Genomic DNA, 22,497 nt, shown 5'->3' with positions numbered 1-22,497 from the left:
CTATTAATGTCGACCTGGTCCGGGTCGGCCACCTCACCGCCGACGCGTCCCGGCGCCGGCCCACTTCTGGAGGGCGCCGTCATGGCGGACGCGACCCACGACCTCACCGGCACCACCGGACGGCGTTCCGTCACCGTCCTGCTGACCGCTCTCGCCCCCGTCTCCTGGGGCAGCACCTACGCCGTCACCACCGAGTTCCTCCCCGCCGACCGGCCCCTGTTCACCGGGCTGATGCGTGCCCTGCCCGCCGGGCTCGTGCTGCTCGCGCTGGCCCGGGTGCTGCCGCGCCGTGCCTGGTGGTGGAAGTCGGCGGTGCTGGGCGCGCTGAACATCGGCGCGTTCTTCCCCCTCCTCTTCCTCTCCGCGTACCGGCTGCCCGGCGGGATGGCGGCCGTCGTCGGCTCGGTGGGACCGCTGTTCGTTGCCGGGCTCGCCGCCCTGCTGCTGGGGGAGCGGCCGACCGTACGCACCCTGCTCACCGGGATCGCCGCCGCGCTCGGCGTGAGCCTCGTCGTGCTCCAGGCGGCCGGGGCGCTGGACACCCTCGGAGTCCTCGCGGCCCTCGCCTCGACCGCCTCGATGTCCACCGGCACGGTCCTCACCAAGCGGTGGGGGCGCCCCGAGGGCGTCGGCCCCCTGGCGCTGACCGCCTGGCAGCTGACGGCCGGCGGACTGCTCATCGCCCCGGTCGCGTTCCTCGCCGAGGGCGCCCCGCCCGCGCTCGACGGCCGGGCGGTCGGCGGATACCTCTACCTGGCGCTGGCGAACACGGCGGTCGCGTACTGGCTCTGGTTCCGCGGGATCGGCCGGCTCTCCGCCACCCAAGTCACCTTCCTCGGCCCGCTCTCGCCGCTCACCGCAGCGGTCATCGGCTGGGCGGCGCTCGGTCAGGCGCTCACCCCGCTCCAGCTCACCGGCATGGCGCTGGCGTTCACCGCGACCGTGGTGGGCCAGCGCCGCCCGCGCCGCGTCACGGCACCCACGGGGGACCGGACCCCCGCGACGGCGCCCGCCTCCCCGCCCGTCCCCGCGACGGCGATCCCGGCTACCGCGCCCGTCCCCGCGGCCCCTGTGACACCGGCCTCCCGGGCCTCGTAGCCCCATCACCTTTCAGTTCTCCTGAACGGAAACGTCGAAAAGTTTCGATGGACGTGACGGTTCCGCCGCTGCGACGGTGGGCGGGCACCCGCACCCACCATCGAGAGGCAGGGATGTCCATGGCGGTCCTGGACCGGACGCGTACGCACCGGGCGACGGCAACGGCGACGGCGGCGGCGGGGAGGCGGGCGGCCGGTCCCGGTATCGCCCTCGCCGCCGTCGCCACCCTCGTCTGGTCGGGCAGCTTCGTCGCCGCCCGCGCCCTGCACGACAGCGTGCCGCCCGTCCAGCAGGCGTTCTGGCGCTGGACCGTCGCCCTGCTGGTCGTCGCCCCCTTCACGGCACGCGGGGCCTGGCGGCGGCGCGCCCTCCTTCGCCGGCACCTGGGCCACTGCCTCCTCGCCGCCCTCCTCGGCGTCACCGTCTACAACACCCTGGTCAACCAGGCCGCCCTGTCCACCTCGGCGGGCAACATGGGCATGATCATGGCCGCCGCGCCCGTCCTGATGGCCGCCCTGGAACGGCTGGGCGGCGTACGGCTCGGGGCGCGGCGGACCACCGGGATGCTGATCGCCTGCGCCGGGGTGCTGCTCCTGATCGGCACCGGCTCCGGGGCCACGGGGTTCACCGCGGGAGACCTCTGGATGCTCGCCGCGGCGGCGAGCTTCGCGGCGTACAGCGCGCTGCTGCGCCGCCGTCCCGCCGAACTCGCCGGTCCCGCCTTCCTGTTCACGACCTTCGCCCTCGGCACCGCGATGCTCCTGCCCGCGTGCGCGCTCAGCGTCGCCGTCCAGGGCACCTTCACCCCGACGCCCGCCACCGTCGGCCCGCTCCTGTACGTCGGGGTCCTGTCCTCCGCGCTCGCCTTCCTCGCCTGGAACAAGGCCGTCGCCCTGGTCGGCGCGGCCCGCGCGGGAGCCGTCTACCACCTCCAGCCGCTGTGTGTGGCCGGCCTGTCGTACGTCCTGCTCGGTGAACGCCCGAGCTGGACGCAGGCCGCCTGCGCGGTCCTCGTCCTCGGCGGCGTCGTCCTCGGCACGGCCGCCCCCGGCCGGGCGGGACACACGGGTGGATAGGTTGCCGCCATGGCCGAGTACGACAGGTGGGACATCAAGAAGCTGCGGATCCTGCGGACGCTGCGGGAGCACGGCACCGTCACCGCGACCGCCGAGGCGCTGGCGCTGACGCCCTCCGCCGTGTCGCAGCAGCTGACGAACCTCGCCAAGCAGCTCGGCGTGCCGCTGCTGGAGGCGCGGGGGCGGCGGGTGCGACTCACCGACGCGGCCGAACTCGTCCTGCGGCACGCGGCGGCCGTCTTCGAGCAGCTGGAGCGCGCCGACGCGGAGTTGACCGCCTACCTGCACGGGGAGGCGGGCGAGGTACGGGTCGGCGCCTTCTCGACGGCCGTGCCCGCGCTGGTCGTCCCGGCGGTGCGGGCGCTGCGGGTGACGCGTCCCGGGATCCGCGTACAGGTGCGGGAGGCCGAGGCGGCACAGGCGTACGAACTGCTCGCCGCGGGCTCGGTCGACCTCGCCCTCTCCCTGGCCGCGCAGGCGCCCACGGCGGCCGACCCGCGTTTCAGCCGGGTGCCGCTGCTCGCCGACCCGCTCGACCTCGCGCTGCCCCGGGACCACCCGCTGGCCCGCGCCGACGAGGTCCGGCTGGCCGACTGCGCCGCCGAGCCGTGGATCTTCGGCGGCAGCGGGCCCTGGTCGGACATCACGCGGGCCGCCTGCGAGAGCGCCGGGTTCAGCCCGCACCAGGGGCACTCCGCGGCGGGCTGGACGGCCATCCTCGCCATGGTCGAGGCGGGCATGGGAGTCGCCCTGGTGCCGCGGATGGCGTCCGTACCGCGCGACGGCGTCGTCATGCGCCGGCTCGACGCGGACCGTCCGCACCGCCACGTCGTCGCGGCGGTACGGCGGGGCGCCGACGAGGGTGCCGCCGTCGGCCGGGTCCTGGACGCCCTGCGCGAGGCCGCGGCGCGGCCGGCCGCCGGTGAGCCGGGCGGGGAGGCGGCCGGAGGCAGGCTCGGCTTCGGGGGTGCGTGACCGGGCGCGCGCCGACACCCCGGCGGTACGCGGTGGGGCCGGACGTGAAGAGGGGGCGCCCGGCACAGAGCCGGGCGCCCCCTCTCCCGTACGACGTACGGTCGGCGTCAGGAAGCCGCGGCGTCCGCAGCCTGCGCCTTGAGGGCGCGCTCGACGCCCGAGCGGGCCTCGGAGATCAGCCGCCGCAGGGCCGCGTTCGGCTCGGCCGAGGCCAGCCACGCGTCCGTCTTGGCGAGCGTGTCCTCGGAGACCTGCACGGCCGGGTAGAGGCCCACCGCGATCTGCTGGGCCATCTCGTGCGAGCGGGAGTCCCAGACGTCCTTGAGCACGGCGAAGTACTTGTCCGTGTACGGGGCCAGCAGCTCCCGCTGGCCGGTCTGCACGAACCCGCCGATCACCGCCTCCTGCACGGCGTTCGGCAGCTTGTCGGACTCCACGACCGAGGCCCAGGCCTCCGCCTTCGCCTCCTCCGTGGGACGGGCCGCGCGGGCGGTCGCCGCGTGCCGCTCACCGGCCGCCGTCCGGTCGCGCTCGTACTCGCTCGCGATCTCCGCCTCGTCGAAGCGGCCCACCGCGGCGAGCCGCTGCACGAACGCCCAGCGCAGCTCGGTGTCCACCGCCAGGCCCTCGATGCTCTCCCGGCCGTCGAGCAGGGCCTCCAGGAGGTCCAGCTGCTCCGGGGTGCGGGCGGTCGCGGCGAACGCGCGCGCCCAGGCGAGCTGGTGGTCGCTGCCGGCCTGCGCGGTGCGCAGGTGGGCGAGCGTGGCCTCCGTCCAGCGGGCCAGCAGCGTCTCGCGGGCGGCCGGGTCCGCGTACAGCTCGATCGCCGTCTTCACCTGGCGGTGCAGCGACTGCACCACGCCGATGTCGGACTCCTTGCCGATGCCGGCGAGGACGAGGGAGACGTAGTCGCGGGTCGCGAGCTCCGCGTCGCGCGTCATGTCCCACGCCGACGCCCAGCACAGCGCGCGCGGCAGCGACGACTCGAAGTCGCCCAGGTGCTCCGTCACGAACGCCAGCGACTGCTCGTCCAGGCGCACCTTCGCGTACGACAGGTCGTCGTCGTTGAGCAGCACCACGGCCGGACGGCGCTTGCCCACCAGCTCGGGGACGGCGGTCAGTTCACCGTCGACGTCCAGCTCGATCCGGTCGCCGCGCACCAGCTTGCCGCTCGCGTCCAGGTCGTACAGGCCGACCGCCACGCGGTGCGGGCGCAGCGTCGGCTCGCCCTTCGCGCCGGCCGGCAGCGCGGGGGCCTCCTGGTGAATCGCGAAGGACGTGACGACCCCGTCGGCGTCCGTCTCGATCCGCGGCCGCAGGACGTTGATGCCGGCGGTCTGGAGCCACTTCTTCGACCAGGTCTGCAGATCGCGTCCGCTGGTCTCCTCCAGCTTGCCCAGCAGGTCCGACAGCCGCGTGTTACCGAAGGCGTGCGCCTTGAAGTACGCCTGCACGCCACGGAAGAACTCGTCCATGCCGACGTAGGCGACGAGCTGCTTGAGGACGGAGGCGCCCTTGGCGTACGTGATGCCGTCGAAGTTGACCAGGACGTCGTCCAGGTCGTTGATGTCCGCCATGATCGGGTGCGTGGACGGCAGCTGGTCCTGCCGGTACGCCCACGTCTTCATGGAGTTGGCGAACGTCGTCCAGGAGTGCGGCCAGCGCGAGTCGGGGTGGTACGCCTGGCAGGCGATCGACGTGTAGGTGGCGAAGGACTCGTTGAGCCACAGGTCGTTCCACCACTCCATGGTCACGAGGTCGCCGAACCACATGTGGGCGAGCTCGTGCAGGATCGTCTCCGCGCGCACCTCGTACGCGGCGTCGGTCACCTTGGACCGGAACACGTACTGGTCGCGGATGGTGACGGCGCCCGCGTTCTCCATCGCGCCCGCGTTGAACTCCGGCACGAAGAGCTGGTCGTACTTCTTGAACGGGTACGCGTAGTCGAACTTCTCCTGGAACCAGTCGAAGCCCTGCCGGGTCACCTCGAAGATGGCGTCCGAGTCGAGGAACTCGGCCAGCGAGGGCCGACAGTAGATGCCGAGCGGCACCGACTGCCCGTCCTTCTCGTACACGCTGTGGACGCTGTGGTAGGGGCCTGCGATCAGCGCGGTGATGTACGTCGAGATCCGCGGCGTCGGCTCGAAGGACCAGACGTCGTCCTTGGGCTCCGGCGTCGGCGAGTTGGAGACGACCGTCCACCCGGACGGCGCCTTCACGGTGAACTGGAAGGTCGCCTTCAGGTCGGGCTGCTCGAACGAGGCGAAGACCCGGCGGGCGTCCGGCACCTCGAACTGGGTGTAGAGGTAGGCCCGCTGGTCGACGGGGTCGACGAACCGGTGCAGGCCCTCACCGGTGTTGGTGTACTCGCAGTCGGCCACGACCCGCAGGACGTTGCGTCCCTCCAGCAGGCCGGGCAGCGCGATCCGCGAGTCCCGGAAGACCTCGGCGGGGTCCAGCGGGTCACCGTTGAGGATCACCTCGTGGACGGCCGGGGCCACCAGGTCGATGAAGGACTCCACGCCCGTGCGGGCGGAGTCGAAGCGCACCGTGGTCACGGACCGGTAGGTGCCGCCCCCATCCTGCGCGCCGGAGAGGTCGAGATCGATCTCGTACGAGTCAACGCTGAGCAGCTGCGCCCGCTGCTGTGCCTCTTCGCGGGTCAGGTTTGTGCCAGGCACGCGGTCATCTCCTCGTTATGTGTGGGTTGCGTCATCCTTCCATGGGAACTGTGCGGAACGCGATGTCCGTTTCCCGCCGGTGGAGGCGCCGGAGCGGGGCGAGTCTTGAGGCATGACGACCTACACCGCACGAGCCGTCGAGCCGACGGTTCTGAAGGAACTCCGGGACCGGGACGACGCCGGACGGCCCCTCGCGCCGTTCACCGACGAGGAGGGCGGGGCGCCGCTGCGCTGCTGTCTGCGCCGCAGCCGGACCGGCGAGCGGATCGCCCTCGTCTCCTACGCGCCGCTGCGGCGGTGGGCGGCCGCGACGGGCGCCGACCCGGGGGCGTACGACGAGCAGGGGCCGGTGTTCGTGCACGCCGAGGAGTGCGCGGGGCCCGGCGGCGACGGACATCCGTTCGTCCGGCCGGGCGTCCTGCGGGTCCTGCGGCGCTACTCCGCCGAGGGGCACATCCTGGGCGGCCGGCTGCTGGAGGTGCCGCAGGACGCCGGGGCGGCCGACGGGGCCGTCGACGAAGCGCTCGCCGAGGCCTTCGCGGACCCGGCGGTCGCCCTGGTCCACGTCAGGGCCGTGGAGTACGGCTGCTTCCACTACGAGGTGCGGCGGCCCTGAGCAGCGCCCGCGACCCCGCCCCTGAACGCCGGAAGGGCCGGGAGCGCGCGTGCGCGTCCCGGCCCTCGCGGGCACGTCCCGGCGGGGCGGCCGGGACCGGCGTCAGTCCTTCAGCTCGGCCGCGACCAGCTCGGCGATCTGGATCGCGTTGAGCGCCGCGCCCTTGCGCAGGTTGTCGCCGGAGACGAAGAAGGCGAGACCGTTGTCGACCGTCTCGTCGCCGCGGATGCGGCCGACGTACGAGGCGTCCTGGCCGGCGGCCTCCAGCGGCGTCGGGATGTCCGAGAGGACGACGCCCGGGGCGCCGGCGAGCAGCTCGGTGGCACGCTCCGTGGACAGCGGACGCTCGAAGCGGGCGTTCACCTGGAGGGAGTGGCCGGAGAAGACGGGCACGCGCACGCAGGTGCCGGAGACCTTCAGCCCGGGGATCTCCAGGATCTTGCGGGACTCGTTGCGGAGCTTCTGCTCCTCGTCGGTCTCGTTCAGGCCGTCGTCGACGACGTTGCCCGCGAGAGGGAGCACGTTGAAGGCGATGGGGCGCTTGTAGACCTGCGGCTCGGGGAAGTCGACCGCGCCGCCGTCGTGGGTCAGCTTGTCGGCGTCGGCGACGACCTTCTGCGCCTGGCCGTGCAGCTCCGCCACGCCCGCGAGACCCGAACCGGACACCGCCTGGTAGGTGGCGACGACCAGCGCCTGGAGGCCGGCCTCCTCGTGCAGCGGCTTCAGCACCGGCATCGCGGCCATCGTCGTGCAGTTCGGGTTGGCGATGATGCCCTTGGGGCGGTCGGCGATCGCGTGCGGGTTCACCTCGGAGACGACCAGCGGGACCTCGGGGTCCTTGCGCCAGGCGGAGGAGTTGTCGATCACGACGGCGCCCTGCGAGGCGACCTTCTCAGCCAGCGCCTTCGAGGTGGCGCCGCCCGCCGAGAAGAGCACGATGTCCAGGCCGCTGTAGTCGGCGGTGGAGGCGTCCTCCACGGTCACGGGCGTGCCCTTGAAGTCGATCGTCGAACCTGCGGACCGGGCCGAGGCGAACAGGCGCAGCGTCTCGACCGGGAAGTCGCGCTCCACGAGGATTCTGCGCATGACCGTGCCGACCTGACCGGTGGCTCCGACGATTCCTACCTTCACGACGACTCCTAGCGTGCTTTTCCTGCGTACGGACGACAGGTCCCAGTGAACCCATCATGCGTCTCACCAGGCCCCGTGTGTCCAATCCTTTGCCCGAGGAATGGGACGGCCCCTGTGACGTACCCCTCGGCCGCCCGCACGCGTGTGACCCAGGTCTCGGTGAACGTTTCGGCCCGCCCCGGCGTCGTAGAGAAAACGCGGCGAGGGGAGGGGTGACGGTGCTGCGCGGAAGGACGCGCCGCGTCCAGGGGGTGGACGACCCCCTGGACGCGGCCCAGGAACGCCGGGTGCGTGCGGTGCTCGCGCTCGGCGGGGTGCCGCAGGCGGACCTGCCGGACGGGGTGCAGCAGGTCCGCCTGCGGCTGCTGGAGCGGGCCGCCAAGGGGGACGAGGCGCCGCGGGACGTGTCGGCCTGGGCCGCGGTCGTCGCCTCCAACCTGGCGATGGACTGGCACCGCGCCAAGCGCCGTCAGGAACGGCTCGGCGAGCGCCTCGCCGGGCTGCGCCCGCTGGAGCACCCCTCCGACGAGGACTCCAGCGTGCTCTCCCTCGCCGTGGCGCGGGGGCTGGACGAGCTGCCCGACGCCCACCGGCAGGTGCTCGTGCTGCGCTTCTACGCCGATCTGCCGGTGCGCGGGATAGCCGAGGAGCTCGGCATCCCGGAGGGCACGGTCAAGAGCAGGCTGCACTCGGCGGTGCGCGCGCTGCGCGTCCGCCTGCACGAGGACGAGGTGGTGTGACGTGGCCGGGTACGAGAGCGGGCCAGCCGGATCCGGCGCGGACGCGCTGTGGGCCGCGATCATGGACGAGCCGCTGCCCGAGGAGGTGCGCGACGACGCCGCCGTCCTGGCCGAGCACCGGTCCGCGGCGGCGGACGTGGCACTGCTGCGGCAACAGCTGACCGCCATCGGGGACGCGCTGGCCGGCGATGTGCCGGCACGTGAGCGGGCGCCGGAGCGGGCGCGAGAGCCGGTCAGGAACCGGGCCCCCGCACGGCGTACCCGCCGTCCGCTGCGTCTGGCCCTCGGCACCCTCGCCGCGGCCGTCGCGGCCACCGTCGTGGCCGGCATGGGCTGGCTCGTCACGCAGGGCGGGGGCATGGGCGCCGCCGACTCCTCGGCGAGCGGCAAGTCGGCCGCCGCCGACGCCAAGGCCGGTGGTCAGGAGTCGGATCACTCGCCGGCCCTGCGCATCGCCTGCTCCCGGGTCCTCGTCGAGGGGACCGTGGTGAGCCTCACGCCCCGGCACGACGGGGACGTCCGGGTGGTGCTGAAGGTGAAGCGCTACTACCGGCCGCGGGAGTCGGTGAAGGACCGGCCGACGATCACCGTCACCCTGGACGGCAGTGCGCGCGAGGATCTGAGGCCCGGCGTCCGCACGCTGGTCCGGGTGCCGGTCCACCCGGAGACGGACCGGCAGGACTGGGAGGTCGGCCGGGGGATCGGCGACGCGCGCGAGGACATCCTGAAGGCGTTGCCCGGGGCCGAGCACCTCACGTGCCCGGCCCCGGAGGGGGACGGCGGCAAGGACTGACGGCGCGGGAACGGGAAGGGGCGGGCGCCCGTACGGACGCCCGCCCCCGCTGCCGTGAACCGTCGGTTACGGCGTGACCTTCTCGATCTTGACGCTGCCGAGGCCCGCGACCGTGCCGCGGGCGTTCACCAGCTGGACCTGGCCGAAGAACTCACGGCCCTCGGGGGCCGCGGCCGCGGCGGTGACCGAGGCGGACACCGTCGCCGTGTCACCGGTGCCGAGCTTGACCGGCGCGGACCCGTCGACCGTGACCTGGCCGAGCGAGGACGAGAAGAACACGTCCTGGTAGTCGTACGCCGTGGAGCCCGAGGGAACCGCGTAGCCCACGACCTCGATGGTGTACGTCCCGGCGGCCGGGGAGGGCACGGAGACGGCCTCCTCCGAGTCGCCGTCCGCCGACGAACCGACCGTCGTCCCGGCGGCGTTCTTCACCGTCAGGTCGAGGTCGGCGGCCGTGTCGGACACCTTGCCGATGGCGACGTCGAGCGACTTGGCGCCCGCGGGCACCTCGACCGTGGTGGTCTGCGTCGCGCCCTGGGCGATGGTCGGCCGGGCCGTCTTCGAGGAGCCGAGCGGGCCGCCCTTGAGGGTGCCGTCGAGCGCCGCGAACTTGTTCGTGACCTTCCACGAGGCGGCGGCCGGGGTGCCGACCTTGGCCTCGGGGACGGTGACGACGGCCGGGTCGAAGGCCGCGCCGAGCACGGCGACGTCCAGCTTGTACGGGTTGTCGAGCAGCGGCGACGTACGGCGCGACTCGACCTCGATCTCCCAGACGCCGGCCTGCGGGTCCGCGTACGCGCGCACGTCGGGCTTGCAGCCGTTGCCGTCGAGGTAGTTGTTGTAGCAGTACGGCGTCGAGGTGTTGTCGACCGGAACGCCGTACGGGTGGATGGAGATGAAGCGGGTCTGGCTCTTGTCCTTCAGCCCGCCGATCGCGACCTCGAGGGACTTGGCGCCCTCGGGGACGGTCACGAAGTACGACGTGCTGCTGTTGCGCTGGACCGAACCCGACGCGGAGTACGTGTACTTGACCGGCGCCGCGACGACGACGGTCGACAGGATCTGCTTGTCGACGCCCTCGGTGCGCGGGTCGTCGACCTCCAGGATCGCGCTCTTGATTCCGGCCGAGGAGGGCCGGGCGGCGATCTTGACGGTGACCGGCTTGTTCAGCGGCAGCGCGACCTCGTCGGAGCTCACGATGCGGAAGGTGCCGCCCGCGTTGTTCTCCAGGTGCAGCTCGTGGCGCAGCGCGCGGTCCGGGCCCGAGGTGCGGGTGACGGTCACGTCGTACGTCTTGGACTGGCCGGCCTTCAGGCCGCCCTCACGGTCGTACAGGCCGGTGCCGAAGCCCGGCGTCTTCAGGGCGTAGTCGATCGCGGTGTCGACCGGCGCCTGGACCGTGTAGGTGTGCGCGGTGGCGTCGTCCTTGATGGACTCCCACGCGTCCTCGATGTTGATGAGGCCCGCACCCTCCTCGTACGCCTGCACACCCTTGATGTGGTCGGCGGTGGAGTTCAGCGCGGTGCGCAGGGTCGCCGGGGTGAGGTCGATCCCCTTCTGCTTCGCGGCGCTCAGCAGCAGCGCCGAGGCGCCCGCGGCCTGCGGGGACGCCATCGAGGTGCCCTGGAGCATCGAGTAGCCGGCCGGCAGCGTGTAGCCCGCCTCGGCGACCGGGGAGCCGGGCAGCCAGGTCTGGGTGGTGTTGATCGAGGCGCCGGGCGCGCTGATCGTCGGCGTGAAGCCGCCGTCCTCACGCGGGCCGCGCGAGGAGAAGGGCATCATCGCGTACGACTTCTCCACCTGGGAGCCGTAGTTGGCGGCCCAGGTGCGCTTGGAGATGGTCGCGCCGACGGAGATGACCTTGTCGGCCAGGCCGGGGTCGCCGATGGTGTTGGCACCGGGGCCGGAGTTGCCCGCGGAGATCACCAGCTGGACGCCGTAGGTGTCGATGAGGCGCGTGTAGAGCTCGGCGCGCGCGTTGTTGCCGTCGTTCAGCGCCGGCAGACCGCCGATGGACATGTTCACGATGTCGACGCCGCGGTTGGCGACGAGGTCGATCATGCCCTCGGTGAGCGCGATGTTGGTGCAGCCGCCACTCCAGGTGCAGGCGCGCGAGGAGACGAGCTTCGCGCCCGGGGCCGCGCCGTTCATCCTGCCGCCGAACAGGCCGTTCGCGGAGGTGATGCCCGCGACGTGCGTGCCGTGCTCGGACTCGATGATGCCGATGTTGACGAAGTCGGCCTTCTTGCCGACCCAGTCGCCGCCGTACGGGTCGGTCGGCACGTCCTTGCGGATCTCGACGACGAACGGCTGCCGCTCGGCGACGTCGGTCGCCGGGTTGTCGGTGCCGAAGTAGCCGACCTGGAAGCCGTCCTTGTAGGGCTTCATCGGCTCGTCGTCCGTGAAGTCCTGGTTGTTGTTCAGGTCGACGCGGACCGTGCCGGCCTTGGCGTCGTAGAGGATGCCCCAGACGTCGGTGGTGTCGCCGTCGCGGTTCGCGTCGCCGTTGGCGTCGCCGCCGACGGAGGCGGACTCGCGGAAGAGGTTGACCTGGTAGTCGCCCGCGGGGGCCTTCCAGGTGGCGCCGCCGTAGGTGAAGACGGGGCCGGCGACCGGGTTGGTCATCCGGCGCCAGGTCGCGTCGGCGTCGGTGATCGGGTCGGTCGCGGTGACCCAGTCGACGATCTTGCGCGCGCCGGTGGTCGTCTTCTGCAGGGCGGGGTGACCCAGGTCGACGCCCGAGTCGAGGATGCCGATGGTGATGCCCCGGCCGTCCGCCTTCGGGTGGTCCTCGACGAAGTCGACGGCGCCCGTCTCGAAGGAGGGGTTGTACGGGTTCTCGGCGGGCGTGCTCTTGGAGGGCGCCGGGTACGCCGTCGTGGCGGTGGCACGCTCCTTGGCGCCCTTGGCCGTGTCGGCGCTCGGGGCCGGGTCGTCGAGCGCGATCTCCTGGCGCAGGTCGATGCCGTGCACCGAACCGAGCTTCGCGGCGGCGGCGATGGCGGCGTCGGCCTTGGCCGTCGGGACCGTCGCGCGGACGTAGCCGAGCTTGTCGTAGGTGCGGCCGACGGAGCCGCCCTTGACCGCGTCCAGCTGCCCGGCGACCTGCTCGGTCTGCCCGGGAGCGGTGGCGATCATCATCGTGACGTTCTTGGCACCCTCGGCCTTGGCCTCCGTGAGGAGGTCGGCGTCGGCCGAACCGAGCTTGGCGCTCGCGGACTTGGTGCCCGGGTCCGGTGTGGCGGGCGCGTGGTCCGCCGAGAAGGCCATGGGTATCGGCCCGGCCGCGGAGAGCGCGGCCACCAGGCCTGCGGCGGCGACCACGCGGGCCACGCGTCTCGCGCCCGATATCGGAGCGCGCTGAGGTTCGGGGGTCATCTGCATCCCTTGTAGGTAAAGGAACGAGCGTGGAGCGACCGGGTCCGGGATGAATCGGGCCGGTCGCGTCAGTCCGGTATGTGAACCCGGAAGACCGCTCAGCTTTACCCAGGGGACAGTTGTTTGGGGAGAGTTGACCGGGGCGGGTTGGAGGCATGGCGTACTTCCGCCATACGTCACGGCGGCCAAAGTGCCGCAGGAGGGGGCATTCCCGACGCCGTGCGCCGGGCCGGCGGGGTTTCAGCCCTCCTTCGTGCGCGCGTAGTGGCGGGACGCCTTCGCGCGGTTACCGCACGCCGCCATCGAGCACCAGCGCCGGGTGCCGTTCCGCGAGGTGTCGAAGAAGTGCAGGATGCACGCCGTGTGGGCGCAGCGGCGGATGCGGTCCGGGGCGGTGGTGAGCAGCTCCAGGTAGTCGCGGGCGGCGAGCCAGGCGGGGCCCCACGCCGCGTCCTCGAACTCCGGTCTCTCGCCGGGCCCTTGCGGCGTCAGGGTCACCCTGACCCGCCCGTGCGCGAGGACGGCGTCGACGCGGTCCGCCCCGCCCTCCAGCGAGCCGTCGGCGATGGCGCGCAGGGCGTCGCGAGTGTGCAGGAGGTGCCGCAGGGTGGCGTCCCGGGCAGGGAAGTCCAGGCCGTTCGCGTGCAGCCACACCGCGAGGCCCGCGGTGTCCGTCAGCAGGTCCCGCACGGTCCCCTCGTGCATCCAGCGGGTGTTGAGCAGGTCGAGCGAGAGGGGCTCGCCGGTGAGCGGGCGCGGATCGGGTGCCGGGGCCGCTGAGGGTGCGGAGGGCGCGGGGGACATGGGGGCTCCTTCACTGCTAACCGGTCAAGACTACGTGACCGGTTGCGCCCGTCGATTCTAACCTCTAATCTCCATGACGAGGGTTAGCCCCGCTTCGGGGGCCCCATCGACAGAAGGGGACTGTCATGACACCGCGCACCGGGCATATCGGCCTCAGCGTCACGGACCTCGACCGCTCGCTCGGCTTCTACCGGGACGTCCTCGGCTTCGGCCTGATCGGCGAGGGCAAGGAGGAGGACCGCAGGTACGCGTTCCTCGGGGAGGGCGGCAGCCCCGTGCTGACGCTGTGGCAGCAGGCCGAGGGCTCCTACGACCGCGGCCGGGCCGGCCTGCACCACCTGGCGTTCGAGGTGGACTCGGTCGAGCGCGTCAGGGAGTACGAGACGGCCCTGCGCGCCTACGGGGTGGAGTTCGCGTACGAGGGCGTGGTCGCCCACGGCGAGGGGAGGGCCTCCGGCGGCATCTTCTTCCACGACCCCGACGGCATCCGCCTGGAGATCTACGCGCCGCAGGGGGCCGACGACGCCCCCGCACCCTCGTCCTCCGCACCGACCTGCGGCTTCTTCTAGGCGAAGGGGCGCCCCGTGACGTATCACCCCGGCTCGCGCGCCGTGCAGGAGCGGGTCGGCGTCCGCGACCTCGCCGACCACGTGGGCCAGTCCGTCGGGCAGGGCATCAGGCCCGTGGCCGCGGCCTTCCTGGAACAGCAGCCGATGCTCGTCCTCGGCGCCGCCGACCCGGTGGACGGCGCGGTGTGGGCCTCGCCGGTCACCGGGCGCCCGGGCTTCGTACGCGCCACCGGGCCGCGCCGGATCTCCGTCGCCGGCTCGGTCCGCGCGGGCGACCCGATCGAGGCCGCCCTCTCCACGGAGGGCACGGCCGTCGGCACCCTCGCCCTGGACCCGCGCACGCGCCGCCGCATGCGGCTCAACGGCCGGGCGCGGCCCACGCCCGGCGGTCTCGCCGTCGAGGCCGACCAGGTCTTCGCCAACTGCCCCAAGTACCTCCAGCGCAGACAGACGTACGAGACGCTCGTCCGCACACCACGCGAGACCGGCCGCGGCACCGAACTGACTCCGGAGCAGCGGGAGTTCGTCGCCGCCGCCGACACCTTCTTCCTGGCCAGCGTGCACGCGGACGGCGCGGACGTCAGCCACCGCGGCGGCAACCCCGGCTTCGTGCGCGCCGGTTCGCCCCGCGAGCTGAGCTGGCGCGACTACCCGGGCAACTCCATGTTCCTCTCCCTGGGCAACCTGGAGGCGGACCCGCGGGCCGGACTGCTCTTCCTGGACTGGTCGTCGGGCACGCTGCTCCAGCTCACGGGCACCGCCCGCACCCGGTACGGCCCCGGCGGCGAGCGGAGCGTCCACTTCACCCTCGCCGAGGCCGTGGAGACCGCCGGGGGCAGCCCGCTGCGCTGGTCACCGCCCGATTACTCACCCGCCAACCCCTCCCTGCCGTAACGTCTGTGCATGCATGAGGAGTTGCGGGTGGCGGCCTACGCCGTGTGTGTACGGGACGGAATGATGCTGCTGGCCCGGTGGGTCGCCGGGGACGGCAGCAAGCGGTGGACCCTGCCGGGCGGCGGCATGGACCACGGCGAGGACCCCTACGACACCGTCGTCCGCGAGGCCGAGGAGGAGACCGGGTACGCCGTGCGCCCGGTCACCCTGCTCGGCGTGGACTCCATCCGCCGCACCTATCCGCGCCGGCTGGGCGCGACGGCCGACTTCCACGGGCTGCGCATCGTCTACGAGGCCGAGGTCACCGGCGGCGAACTCCGCCACGAGACGAACGGCTCCACGGACCTGGCCGCCTGGCACCCCCTGGAGTCGGTGACCGGCCTCGACCGGGTCGGGCTCGTCGACGTCGGCCTCACCCTGTGGCGGCGGCGCCCGGCCGACGGACGGGCCGCCGACGCCGGATCGTAGGCCGCGTACCCCGGAAGATGAACACGGAGTGACCGCCTCCCGGCCGTCCGGAGAGAGGTCCGTGGCCACGCAGGGCAGGCGGTGATCCACGTACGGTGATCGGCGTTGCCCGTTGCCGTCCAGTTAACGCGCAGGTCATTCCCGGTGCCAACGATCCAGTGTGAGCGGGGATTCCAGCAGAGGAGTCCCCGCGAACACCGCCGACGCGTTCGTACTCGGGGAGATCGCGCCATGTCGCGCATACGCTCTGTCGCCACAGCCGCCGCCAGCACCGCCACCGCCTCCCTCGACCGCCGTGCCCTGCTCGCCGCCGCCGGGGCGGTCACGCTCTCCGGAGGGCTCGGCTACGCGCTGCGGCCCGGCGCCGAGGCGCACGCCGCCGCGGGGCAGGCACCGGCCGCGGCGGCGCAGGCACCCGTCGCCATGTCCCGCCGCGCGCCCGCCGCGCCCCTGGCCCCCTACACCCGCGGCACCACGCTCGGCTCGGTCGCCGCACCCCGCGGCGGCACCGGCTACCGGCGCCTCGGCGACGGCCCCGCCTGGCAGCGGGTGGTGCGCGGCGAACTGGCCGCGCCCCGGGCGGGCCGGGCCGGCCGGCGCACCGCGCTCGCCTCCTTCGTGCAGTTCACCGACCTGCACCTGGTCGACGTCCAGCACCCGCTGCGCTACGAGTACCTGCGCGCCCAGACCGCCAGCGCCTGGCGCCCCCAGGAGGCGCTGTCCGTGGCCGGCGCCGTCTCGCTCGTCGAGCGGGTCAACAGCCTGCGGGGAGCCCCCGTCACCGGCTCCCCGCTCCACTTCGTGATGACCACCGGCGACAACACCGACAACAACTCCAGGACCGAACTGGAGTGGTTCCTGAAGGTGATGAGCGGTGGGCGCGTCACCCCCAACTCCGGCGACCCGCGCCACTACGAGGGCGTCCAGAACAGCGACCTCAAGCTGTACTGGCAGCCCGACACCGCCCTGCGCGACGCGGACAAGCAGCGCGGCTTCCCGCGCATCCAGGGCTTCCTCGACGCGGCCGTGCGCGAGCTGCGCAGCCCCGGCCTCGGCCTGCCCTGGTACTCCACGGTCGGCAACCACGACGCCCTGCCCGGCGGCTGCTACGCGCCCGGCGACTCCTTCTTCGCGGAGTTCGCCGTGGGCGGCAAGAAGCTGATGACGCTCGACGAGGCGGTCGGCGCCGCGCTCTGGAAGAACGTGAAGAAGGGCGGCGACCCCAAGGGCACCGACTTCCGCGCGATGCTCAAGTCCCAGGCTCGGCACATGCGTTCGGTCACCCCCGACGAGGCGCGCGCCCCCTTCACCCCGGCCGAGTACGTGCGGGCGCACCTCGACCCCGCCCACACCGGCCCCGGCCCGGTCGGCCACGGCTACTCTCAGGCCAACCTCGCCGCGGGCACCCAGTACTACGCGTTCCGCATCGCCGACGACGTCCTCGGCGTCAGCCTCGACTCGACCGACCCCGGCGGCCACTACGAGGGCTCGGTCGGCACCGCCCAGCTCCGCTGGCTGGAGCGGACCCTGCGCGACAACCGGGACGCGCACGTGATCGTCTTCAGCCATCACACCAGCAAGACCATGCGCAACCTGCGCGCCGACCCCGCGCACCCCGGCGAGAGGCGCCACGGCGGCGACGAGCTGCTCGCCCTGCTCGGCAGCCACCGCAACGTGCTGGCCTGGGTCAACGGCCACAGCCACAAGAACGACATCACCCCGCACCGGACGTCCGGCGGCGGCTCCTTCTGGGAGATCTCCACCGCCTCGCACGTCGACTTCCCCCAACTCGCCCGCGTCATTGAGGTGGTGGACAACAAGGACGGCACGGTCTCCCTGTTCACCACGCTCATCGAGTCCGCCGCCCCGCACCGCACCGACTACGCCGACCTCTCCCAGACCGGCCTCGCCGCCCTCTACCGCGAGCTGTCCTTCAACGCCCCGGGCGCCCGCAGCGACCTGACGGGCACGGCCGGCGACCGCAACACCGAGCTGGTGCTGAAGAAGGGCTGAAACCGGCTCAACCGGACCGGCGGCGGTCAACCCTCCCCGCGCCCGCCGGGTCCCTTCCCCCGACACGGACGGTGCGGGCGTTCAAGGCGATGGGGGAAACACATGTCAGTACGTACGGGACTGGTGGCGACGACCGCGGTGGCGGCGGCGTTCGCCCTGGCGGCACCCGCGGCGGCGGCGCCCGGCGGGCGGGACCACACCCCGACCCGGCGGGCCATGGACGCCGCCGTGCGGGACGGCGTCCCGGGCGTCACCGCCCGCGCCGAGGACGGCCACGGCACCTGGAAGGCGGCCTCCGGAACCGGCGACCTGAGGACGGGCAGGGCCCGCGGCACCGACGACCGCTACCGCGTCGGCAGCATCACCAAGACCTTCGTCGCGACGGTCCTGCTCCAGCTGGAGGCGGAGGGCCGGCTGTCGCTGGACGACACCGTCGAGAGGTGGCTGCCGGGCGTGGTGCGCGGACACGGGCACGACGGCCGCCGCATCACGCTCCGGCAACTCCTCAACCACACCAGCGGCGTCTACAACGTCACCGAGGACGAGGGCTTCGCCCGCACGTACTTCCTCAAGGACGGCTTCCTCCGGCACCGCTTCGACACGACGACCCCCGGACAACTGGTCGCGATCGCCATGGCCCACGCACCCGACTTCGCCCCGGGAGCCTCCTGGCACTACTCCAACACCAACTACGTCCTCGCCGGCATGGTGATCGAGAAGACCACCGGGCACACGTACGCGACCGAGATCCACCGCCGCGTCGTCGAACCCCTCGGACTGCGTGCCACCCTCGTGCCCGGCACCTACCCGAAGGTGCCGAAGCCGAGCAGCCGCGCCTACGGCAAGCTCGCGCGGACGGCGACCGGACCGACGTACGACGTCACGGAGCTCAACCCCTCCCTCGCCTCCTCGGCGGGCGAGATGATCGCCGACTCCCGCGACCTGAACCGCTTCTACTCGGCGCTGCTGCGCGGCCGGCTGCTCCCGAGGAAGCAGCTCGCCGAGATGAAGACCACCGTCCGGGTCGACGACATCCCGGGCGCCGGCTACGGCCTCGGCCTCATCGACCGTGAACTGAGCTGCGGCGTCCACGTCTGGGGCCACGGCGGCGGCATCCACGGCTCGACCTCGGAGGCCGTCACCACCGCCGACGGCCGCCACTCCCTCGCCTTCAATTTCAACGGCGACTGGTCGGGGGACGGCGACGCGGTGATCGAGGCGGAGTACTGCGGTTCCTAGGACCCACACGGCACGCACGAGGAGGGGCCGCCGGTGGCCCGGCGGCCCCTCCTCTCCCCTCCTGGTGTCCCCGGTCCGTCACTACCGGGGGAGCACCACGACGTACGCCGCCGGATCGCGGTCGCTCGCCGCCATCAGAGCCGTGCGCACGACCGCCGCCTGCTGCTCCATCGCGTCCCGCAGCTTGCGCGGCGTCACGTGGACGACCGTGATGCCGAGCCGCTCCAGGTGCTCGCGCTTGCGGGCGTACTCCGACCACAGCGCGTCGTCGTCCTGCCGGGGCGCCCGGGTGTCCAGCTCCAGCGCCACCGCCTGCTCGGGCCAGTACGCGTCGAGACCGCCGAGGTGGGGGCCGCCCGGCAGCCGCAGGTCCACGTTCCACACCGGGTCGGGCAGACCGTGCTCGCGGACCATGCGGTAGAGGCGCTCCTCGGCGATCGCGCGGCCCTCCGCCAGCAGCGAGTCCACGGCGTCCACCACGTGCGGGCGGCTCAGCAGCCGAGCCTGCGTCAGCTCCCGCACCACCGTGGCCGGTTCGCAGTGGCCGCCGCGCACCGCCTCCGTCAGCAGCCGCCGCACCACGCCCGCGTCCACCAGGTCCGCCACCGCGTCGGCGACGGCACGCGCCACCGGGGCCACCGGGACGCCCGTGACCTGCTCCGGGACGGGCAGCACGGCGGTGCGCACGATCCGCACGCAACCGGTCGAGCGCAGCCTGCGCAGCCGGGGCACCAGGACGTCGATCCGGTCCAGGGAGAGCAGCGGGGGCGCGGCGGAGAAGCCGTGCAGCGTGAGGGCCGCCAGGCCGGTGATCATCGCGTCCTGGTACGTGGGGCGGTGCGGCTGCTCGGCGCTCGGCTGGGCCGGGACACCGGACGCCTGCTCGCCGAGCGGGGAACGGGCCGCGTACAGCAGGATCGCGTGCAGCCGCTCCTCGCCGGTGGGCGGGCCGGGGTGCAGCAGGTGGACCCCGGGGAGGATCTGCTGCCACGGGCCGCCCGGACGGCACTGCTCGTTCACCTCGGCGGCACTCACGCCGTGGGCCCGGAGCTGCGCGCTGGTCAGGACGCGCCGCTGGACCTCGGACAGGTGACGCAGGGGGCGGGGGGAGAGCGGGGTGTTGTGGGTCATGACCCGGAGCTTCCCGCCTGTGATCCGTTCCCTAACCGCTGTTACACGCCCGTCGACAAATCCGGACAAGCTCGCCCTAAAGTACGGGCGTTCGACTGCCGAAAGCGGCAGGTCCGGGCAGGGGGCCATCGGAGTTACGGCCGGGCATACCTGAATTTAGTAACCACTCTTCACGGTGACGGAGGGCACCGGCGTCCGCCGGTGCCCTCCGGGCCGGGCCGGGTCAGCCGGCCGCCGCGTCGCACGCCTGGGCGCGCAGGGAGCGCGCCAGGTCGTCCCGTGCCTCAAGCACCAGGCGGCGCAGGGCGGGCGGCGCCCCCTCGTGCGCGGACAGCCACGCGTCCGTCGCGTCCAGCGTCCGGGGCGAGTCCTGGAGCGCCGGGTACAGGCCCCGGACCACGTCCATCCCGATCTGGATGGACCGCTCGGCCCACACGCGCTCGATCGCCTCGAAGTACTTCGCGGTGTACGGCGCGGTCAGTTCCCGCTGGGACGCCCTGCCGAAGCCCGCGATGGTCGCCTCGACCAGCGCGTTGGACAGCGCGTCGGACTCCACGACGGACGCCCATGCCTGCGCCTTGACCGCCGCCGACGGACGGGCGGCCAGGCAGCGGACCTGGTGCCGCTTGCCGGACGCGGTGTCGTCCCGGGCCAGTTCGGCGGCCAGCACCTGCTCGTCGGCCTCCCCGGCCGCGGCGAGCGGCTCCAGGAACGCCCAGCGCAGCTCCTGGTCGACGTCCAGCCCGTCGATCCCGGCCGTGCCCTCCAGCAGCCCCTTCAGCAGCTCCAGGTCGGAGGCGCCGGACGCGACCCGGGCGAAGAACCGGGCCCAGGTGAGCTGTTCCTGGCTGCCGGGCGCGCCGGCGCGCAGCTCCTTGAGGGCGCCGTCCGCGAGCAGCCGGCCGCCCTCCTCCCGCCAGGCCGGAGCCACGTAGTGGGTCAGCGCGGAGTTGGCCCAGGCGTGCAGCATCTGCAGGACGCCGATGTCGGACTCGCGGCCCGCGAACCGCAGCACCAGGCCGATGAAGTCCCGGGCGGGCATGAGTCCGTCGCGGGTGAGGTTCCACAGCGCCGACCAGCACAGGGCGCGGGCCAGCGGGTCGGAGATGTCGCCCAGCCGCTCGCGCAGCGTGACCAGCGAGTTCTCGTCGAAGCGGATCTTGCAGTAGGTGAGGTCGTCGTCGTTGACCAGGACCAGGTCGGGTGCCGGGGCGCCGGCCAGCTCGCCGACGACCGTGCGCGGGCCCTCGACGTCCACCTCGGCGCGCGCGTACCGCTCCAGGGCGCCCTCGGGGGAGCGCCGGTACAGGCCCACGGCCACCCGGTGCGGCCGCATCTCGGGGTGCGACTCCGGTGCCTCCTGGACGACCGCCAGCTCGGTGACGCGCCCCTCGGGGCTCAGGATCACCTGCGGGGTGAGGGAGTTGACGCCCGCGGTCTGCAGCCAGGCCCGCGACCAGGCGGCCAGGTCGCGCCCGCTGGTCTCCTCCAGCGCCGACAGCAGGTCGCCCAGACGCGTGTTGCCGTACGCGTGGCGCTTGAAGTACCGGCGGGCGCCTTCGAGGAAGGCGTCCCGGCCGACGTAGGCCACGAGCTGCTTGAGGACGGACGCGCCCTTGGCGTACGTGATCCCGTCGAAGTTGAGCTTCGCGTCCTCCAGGTCACGGATGTCGGCCGTGATCGGGTGCGTGGACGGCAGCTGGTCGGCGCGGTAGGCCCACGCCTTGCGGTTGTTGGCGAAGGTGATCCAGCCGTCGGTGAACCGGGTCGCCTCGACCATCGAGAAGGTCCCCATGAAGTCGGCGAAGGACTCCTTGAGCCACAGGTCGTCCCACCACTGCATGGTGACCAGGTCGCCGAACCACATGTGCGCCATCTCGTGCAGGACGACGTTGGCGCGCCGCTCGTACGACGCCTGCGTCACTTTGCCGCGGAAGATGAACTCCTCCCGGAACGTGACCAGTCCGGGGTTCTCCATCGCGCCGAGGTTGTACTCGGGCACGAACGCCTGGTCGTACTTCCCGAAGGGGTACGGGTAGTCGAAGTGGTCGTGGAAGAAGTCCAGGCCCTGCTTGGTGACGAGGAAGACGTCGTCCGCGTCGAAGTGCGGCGCGAGACCCTTGCGGCACATCGCGCCGAGCGGGATCTCCAGCACCGTGCCGTCGGGCAGGGTGCGGGAGTAGCTGTCGCTCACGTAGTGGTACGGGCCGACGACGAACGCGGTGATGTACGTGGAGATCGGCTCGGTCTCGGCGAACCGCCAGACCCCGTCGGTCAGTTCGCCGGCGCCGTTGCTCCACGCCGTCCAGCCCTCGGGGGCCCGCACCTCGGCGCGGAACGGCGCCTTGAGGTCCGGCTGCTCGAAGTTGGCGAAGACCCGGCGGGAGTCGGCGGGCTCGTACTGCGTGTACAGGTAGACCTCGCCGTCCTCCGGGTCGACGAAGCGGTGCATGCCCTCGCCGGTGCGGGAGTAGGCGCAGAGCGCGTCGACCACCAGTTCGTTCTCGGCGGCGAGGCCGTCCAGCCGGATCCGCGCCCCGTCGAAGACGTCGGCGGGGTCGAGGTCCTTGCCGTTGAGCGAGACGGCGGTCACGCTCGGGGCGATCAGGTCGGCGAAGGTGCTCGCGCCCGGCTCGGCGCAGCGGAACCGGACGGTGGTCACCGAGCGGAAGGTGCGCGGCTCGCTCCCGGCGTCCCCCACGGCGGACCGCAGGTCGAGGGACACCTCGTACCCGTCGACGGACAGCAGCGCGGCCCGCTCCCGGGCCTCGTCGCGGGACAGATTCTCACCGGGCACGGGCGGCACTCCTTCGTGGCGTGATCGGTACGTGTGAACAGGACCGATCCTGCCATGTGCTCCTGACGGCGGACACCCGGGAATGGCGGGGGCG

At 72.9% G+C, this 22,497-nt stretch carries 17 protein-coding genes; 11 read left to right on the top strand and 6 right to left on the bottom strand.

Annotated elements, in window-relative coordinates; all coding sequences use genetic code 11:
• The first annotated feature begins 81 nt into the window (after positions 1–81).
• From ACFYQQ_RS07020 to ACFYQQ_RS07010, 3 genes are all read left to right on the top strand, one after another.
• Positions 82–1,098 (top strand): EamA family transporter, encoded by a 1,017-nt coding sequence (locus ACFYQQ_RS07020; RefSeq protein ID WP_356164977.1) that lies wholly within the window; start codon positions 82–84, stop codon positions 1,096–1,098.
• A gap of 119 nt (positions 1,099–1,217) precedes the next feature.
• Positions 1,218–2,174: a DMT family transporter gene (locus ACFYQQ_RS07015; RefSeq protein WP_388904005.1), complete on the top strand. Its 957-nt coding sequence runs from the start codon at positions 1,218–1,220 to the stop codon at positions 2,172–2,174.
• Between the two features lie 9 nt (positions 2,175–2,183).
• Positions 2,184–3,149: a LysR substrate-binding domain-containing protein gene (locus ACFYQQ_RS07010; protein WP_356164980.1), complete on the top strand. Its 966-nt coding sequence runs from the start codon at positions 2,184–2,186 to the stop codon at positions 3,147–3,149.
• 107 nt (positions 3,150–3,256) lie between these two features.
• Here the strand turns inward: ACFYQQ_RS07010 and pepN (ACFYQQ_RS07005) are convergent, their stop codons facing one another.
• On the bottom strand, positions 3,257–5,830 hold the full coding sequence (pepN, locus tag ACFYQQ_RS07005) for an aminopeptidase N (protein WP_388903791.1): 2,574 nt from the start codon (positions 5,828–5,830) through the stop codon (positions 3,257–3,259).
• 112 nt (positions 5,831–5,942) lie between these two features.
• Here pepN (ACFYQQ_RS07005) and ACFYQQ_RS07000 point away from each other — a divergent pair, with 112 nt between their 5' ends.
• On the top strand, positions 5,943–6,446 hold the full coding sequence (locus tag ACFYQQ_RS07000; RefSeq protein ID WP_356164986.1) for a DUF1203 domain-containing protein: 504 nt from the start codon (positions 5,943–5,945) through the stop codon (positions 6,444–6,446).
• Positions 6,447–6,548: 102 nt separating this feature from the next.
• On the opposite strand, the gene ACFYQQ_RS06995 is transcribed toward ACFYQQ_RS07000, so the two are convergent.
• Entirely contained in the window at positions 6,549–7,577 is a 1,029-nt protein-coding gene (locus tag ACFYQQ_RS06995) for an aspartate-semialdehyde dehydrogenase (protein ID WP_356164988.1), read from the bottom strand.
• Positions 7,578–7,795: 218 nt separating this feature from the next.
• On the opposite strand from ACFYQQ_RS06995, the gene ACFYQQ_RS06990 reads away from it, so the two are divergent.
• On the top strand, positions 7,796–8,317 hold the full coding sequence (locus tag ACFYQQ_RS06990; protein WP_356164991.1) for a sigma-70 family RNA polymerase sigma factor: 522 nt from the start codon (positions 7,796–7,798) through the stop codon (positions 8,315–8,317).
• 1 nt (position 8,318) lies between these two features.
• Positions 8,319–9,110 (top strand): hypothetical protein, encoded by a 792-nt coding sequence (locus ACFYQQ_RS06985; RefSeq protein WP_388903788.1) that lies wholly within the window; start codon positions 8,319–8,321, stop codon positions 9,108–9,110.
• 66 nt (positions 9,111–9,176) lie between these two features.
• Here ACFYQQ_RS06985 and ACFYQQ_RS06980 read toward each other — a convergent pair whose 3' ends face one another.
• Both ACFYQQ_RS06980 and ACFYQQ_RS06975 read right to left on the bottom strand, forming a co-directional pair.
• On the bottom strand, positions 9,177–12,488 hold the full coding sequence (locus ACFYQQ_RS06980; RefSeq protein WP_388903786.1) for a S8 family serine peptidase: 3,312 nt from the start codon (positions 12,486–12,488) through the stop codon (positions 9,177–9,179).
• 240 nt (positions 12,489–12,728) lie between these two features.
• Complete coding sequence (locus ACFYQQ_RS06975; protein ID WP_355785960.1) at positions 12,729–13,292, bottom strand: CGNR zinc finger domain-containing protein; 564 nt, start codon at positions 13,290–13,292, stop codon at positions 12,729–12,731.
• Positions 13,293–13,417: 125 nt separating this feature from the next.
• Between ACFYQQ_RS06975 and ACFYQQ_RS06970 the strand changes: the two genes are divergently transcribed.
• The 5 genes from ACFYQQ_RS06970 to ACFYQQ_RS06950 all read left to right on the top strand — a co-directional run bounded on the left by ACFYQQ_RS06970 (position 13,418) and on the right by ACFYQQ_RS06950 (position 18,475).
• On the top strand, positions 13,418–13,861 hold the full coding sequence (locus ACFYQQ_RS06970) for a VOC family protein (RefSeq protein ID WP_355785963.1): 444 nt from the start codon (positions 13,418–13,420) through the stop codon (positions 13,859–13,861).
• 15 nt (positions 13,862–13,876) lie between these two features.
• Positions 13,877–14,755: a pyridoxamine 5'-phosphate oxidase family protein gene (locus ACFYQQ_RS06965; protein ID WP_355785965.1), complete on the top strand. Its 879-nt coding sequence runs from the start codon at positions 13,877–13,879 to the stop codon at positions 14,753–14,755.
• A 9-nt stretch (positions 14,756–14,764) separates the two neighbouring features.
• On the top strand, positions 14,765–15,223 hold the full coding sequence (locus tag ACFYQQ_RS06960; protein WP_356165004.1) for an NUDIX hydrolase: 459 nt from the start codon (positions 14,765–14,767) through the stop codon (positions 15,221–15,223).
• A gap of 231 nt (positions 15,224–15,454) precedes the next feature.
• Complete coding sequence (locus tag ACFYQQ_RS06955; protein ID WP_388903783.1) at positions 15,455–17,236, top strand: TIGR03767 family metallophosphoesterase; 1,782 nt, start codon at positions 15,455–15,457, stop codon at positions 17,234–17,236.
• A 102-nt stretch (positions 17,237–17,338) separates the two neighbouring features.
• Positions 17,339–18,475 carry a serine hydrolase domain-containing protein gene (locus ACFYQQ_RS06950; protein WP_355783938.1) on the top strand — a complete coding sequence of 379 codons (1,137 nt, stop codon included), beginning with the start codon at positions 17,339–17,341 and terminating at the stop codon, positions 18,473–18,475.
• An 81-nt stretch (positions 18,476–18,556) separates the two neighbouring features.
• On the opposite strand, the gene ACFYQQ_RS06945 is transcribed toward ACFYQQ_RS06950, so the two are convergent.
• A complete protein-coding gene (locus tag ACFYQQ_RS06945) occupies positions 18,557–19,606 on the bottom strand; it encodes a hypothetical protein (RefSeq protein WP_355783936.1) in 1,050 nt (349 codons plus the stop codon).
• 223 nt (positions 19,607–19,829) lie between these two features.
• Positions 19,830–22,403 (bottom strand): aminopeptidase N, encoded by a 2,574-nt coding sequence (gene pepN, locus ACFYQQ_RS06940; RefSeq protein ID WP_355791291.1) that lies wholly within the window; start codon positions 22,401–22,403, stop codon positions 19,830–19,832.
• Positions 22,404–22,497: the final 94 nt, after the last annotated feature.

Source organism: Streptomyces sp. NPDC005496 (assembly GCF_042872045.1).
Classification (GTDB): Bacteria; Actinomycetota; Actinomycetes; order Streptomycetales; family Streptomycetaceae; genus Streptomyces.
The sequence above is the reverse complement of the archived record's forward strand: the minus strand, read 5'-3'. Positions and strand labels throughout refer to the sequence as shown.

What these genes read in the sequence shown, in the direction of transcription:
- ACFYQQ_RS07020 (WP_356164977.1), top strand. Translation starts at nt 82, where the DNA reads ATGGCGGACGCGACCCACGACCTCACCGGCACCACCGGACGGCGTTCC.
- ACFYQQ_RS07015 (WP_388904005.1), top strand. Translation starts at nt 1,218, where the DNA reads ATGGCGGTCCTGGACCGGACGCGTACGCACCGGGCGACGGCAACGGCG.
- ACFYQQ_RS07010 (WP_356164980.1), top strand. Translation starts at nt 2,184, where the DNA reads ATGGCCGAGTACGACAGGTGGGACATCAAGAAGCTGCGGATCCTGCGG.
- ACFYQQ_RS07000 (WP_356164986.1), top strand. Translation starts at nt 5,943, where the DNA reads ATGACGACCTACACCGCACGAGCCGTCGAGCCGACGGTTCTGAAGGAA.
- ACFYQQ_RS06980 (WP_388903786.1), bottom strand. Translation starts at nt 12,488, where the DNA reads ATGACCCCCGAACCTCAGCGCGCTCCGATATCGGGCGCGAGACGCGTG.
- ACFYQQ_RS06975 (WP_355785960.1), bottom strand. Translation starts at nt 13,292, where the DNA reads ATGTCCCCCGCGCCCTCCGCACCCTCAGCGGCCCCGGCACCCGATCCG.
- ACFYQQ_RS06970 (WP_355785963.1), top strand. Translation starts at nt 13,418, where the DNA reads ATGACACCGCGCACCGGGCATATCGGCCTCAGCGTCACGGACCTCGAC.
- ACFYQQ_RS06960 (WP_356165004.1), top strand. Translation starts at nt 14,765, where the DNA reads ATGCATGAGGAGTTGCGGGTGGCGGCCTACGCCGTGTGTGTACGGGAC.
- ACFYQQ_RS06955 (WP_388903783.1), top strand. Translation starts at nt 15,455, where the DNA reads ATGTCGCGCATACGCTCTGTCGCCACAGCCGCCGCCAGCACCGCCACC.
- ACFYQQ_RS06950 (WP_355783938.1), top strand. Translation starts at nt 17,339, where the DNA reads ATGTCAGTACGTACGGGACTGGTGGCGACGACCGCGGTGGCGGCGGCG.
- ACFYQQ_RS06945 (WP_355783936.1), bottom strand. Translation starts at nt 19,606, where the DNA reads ATGACCCACAACACCCCGCTCTCCCCCCGCCCCCTGCGTCACCTGTCC.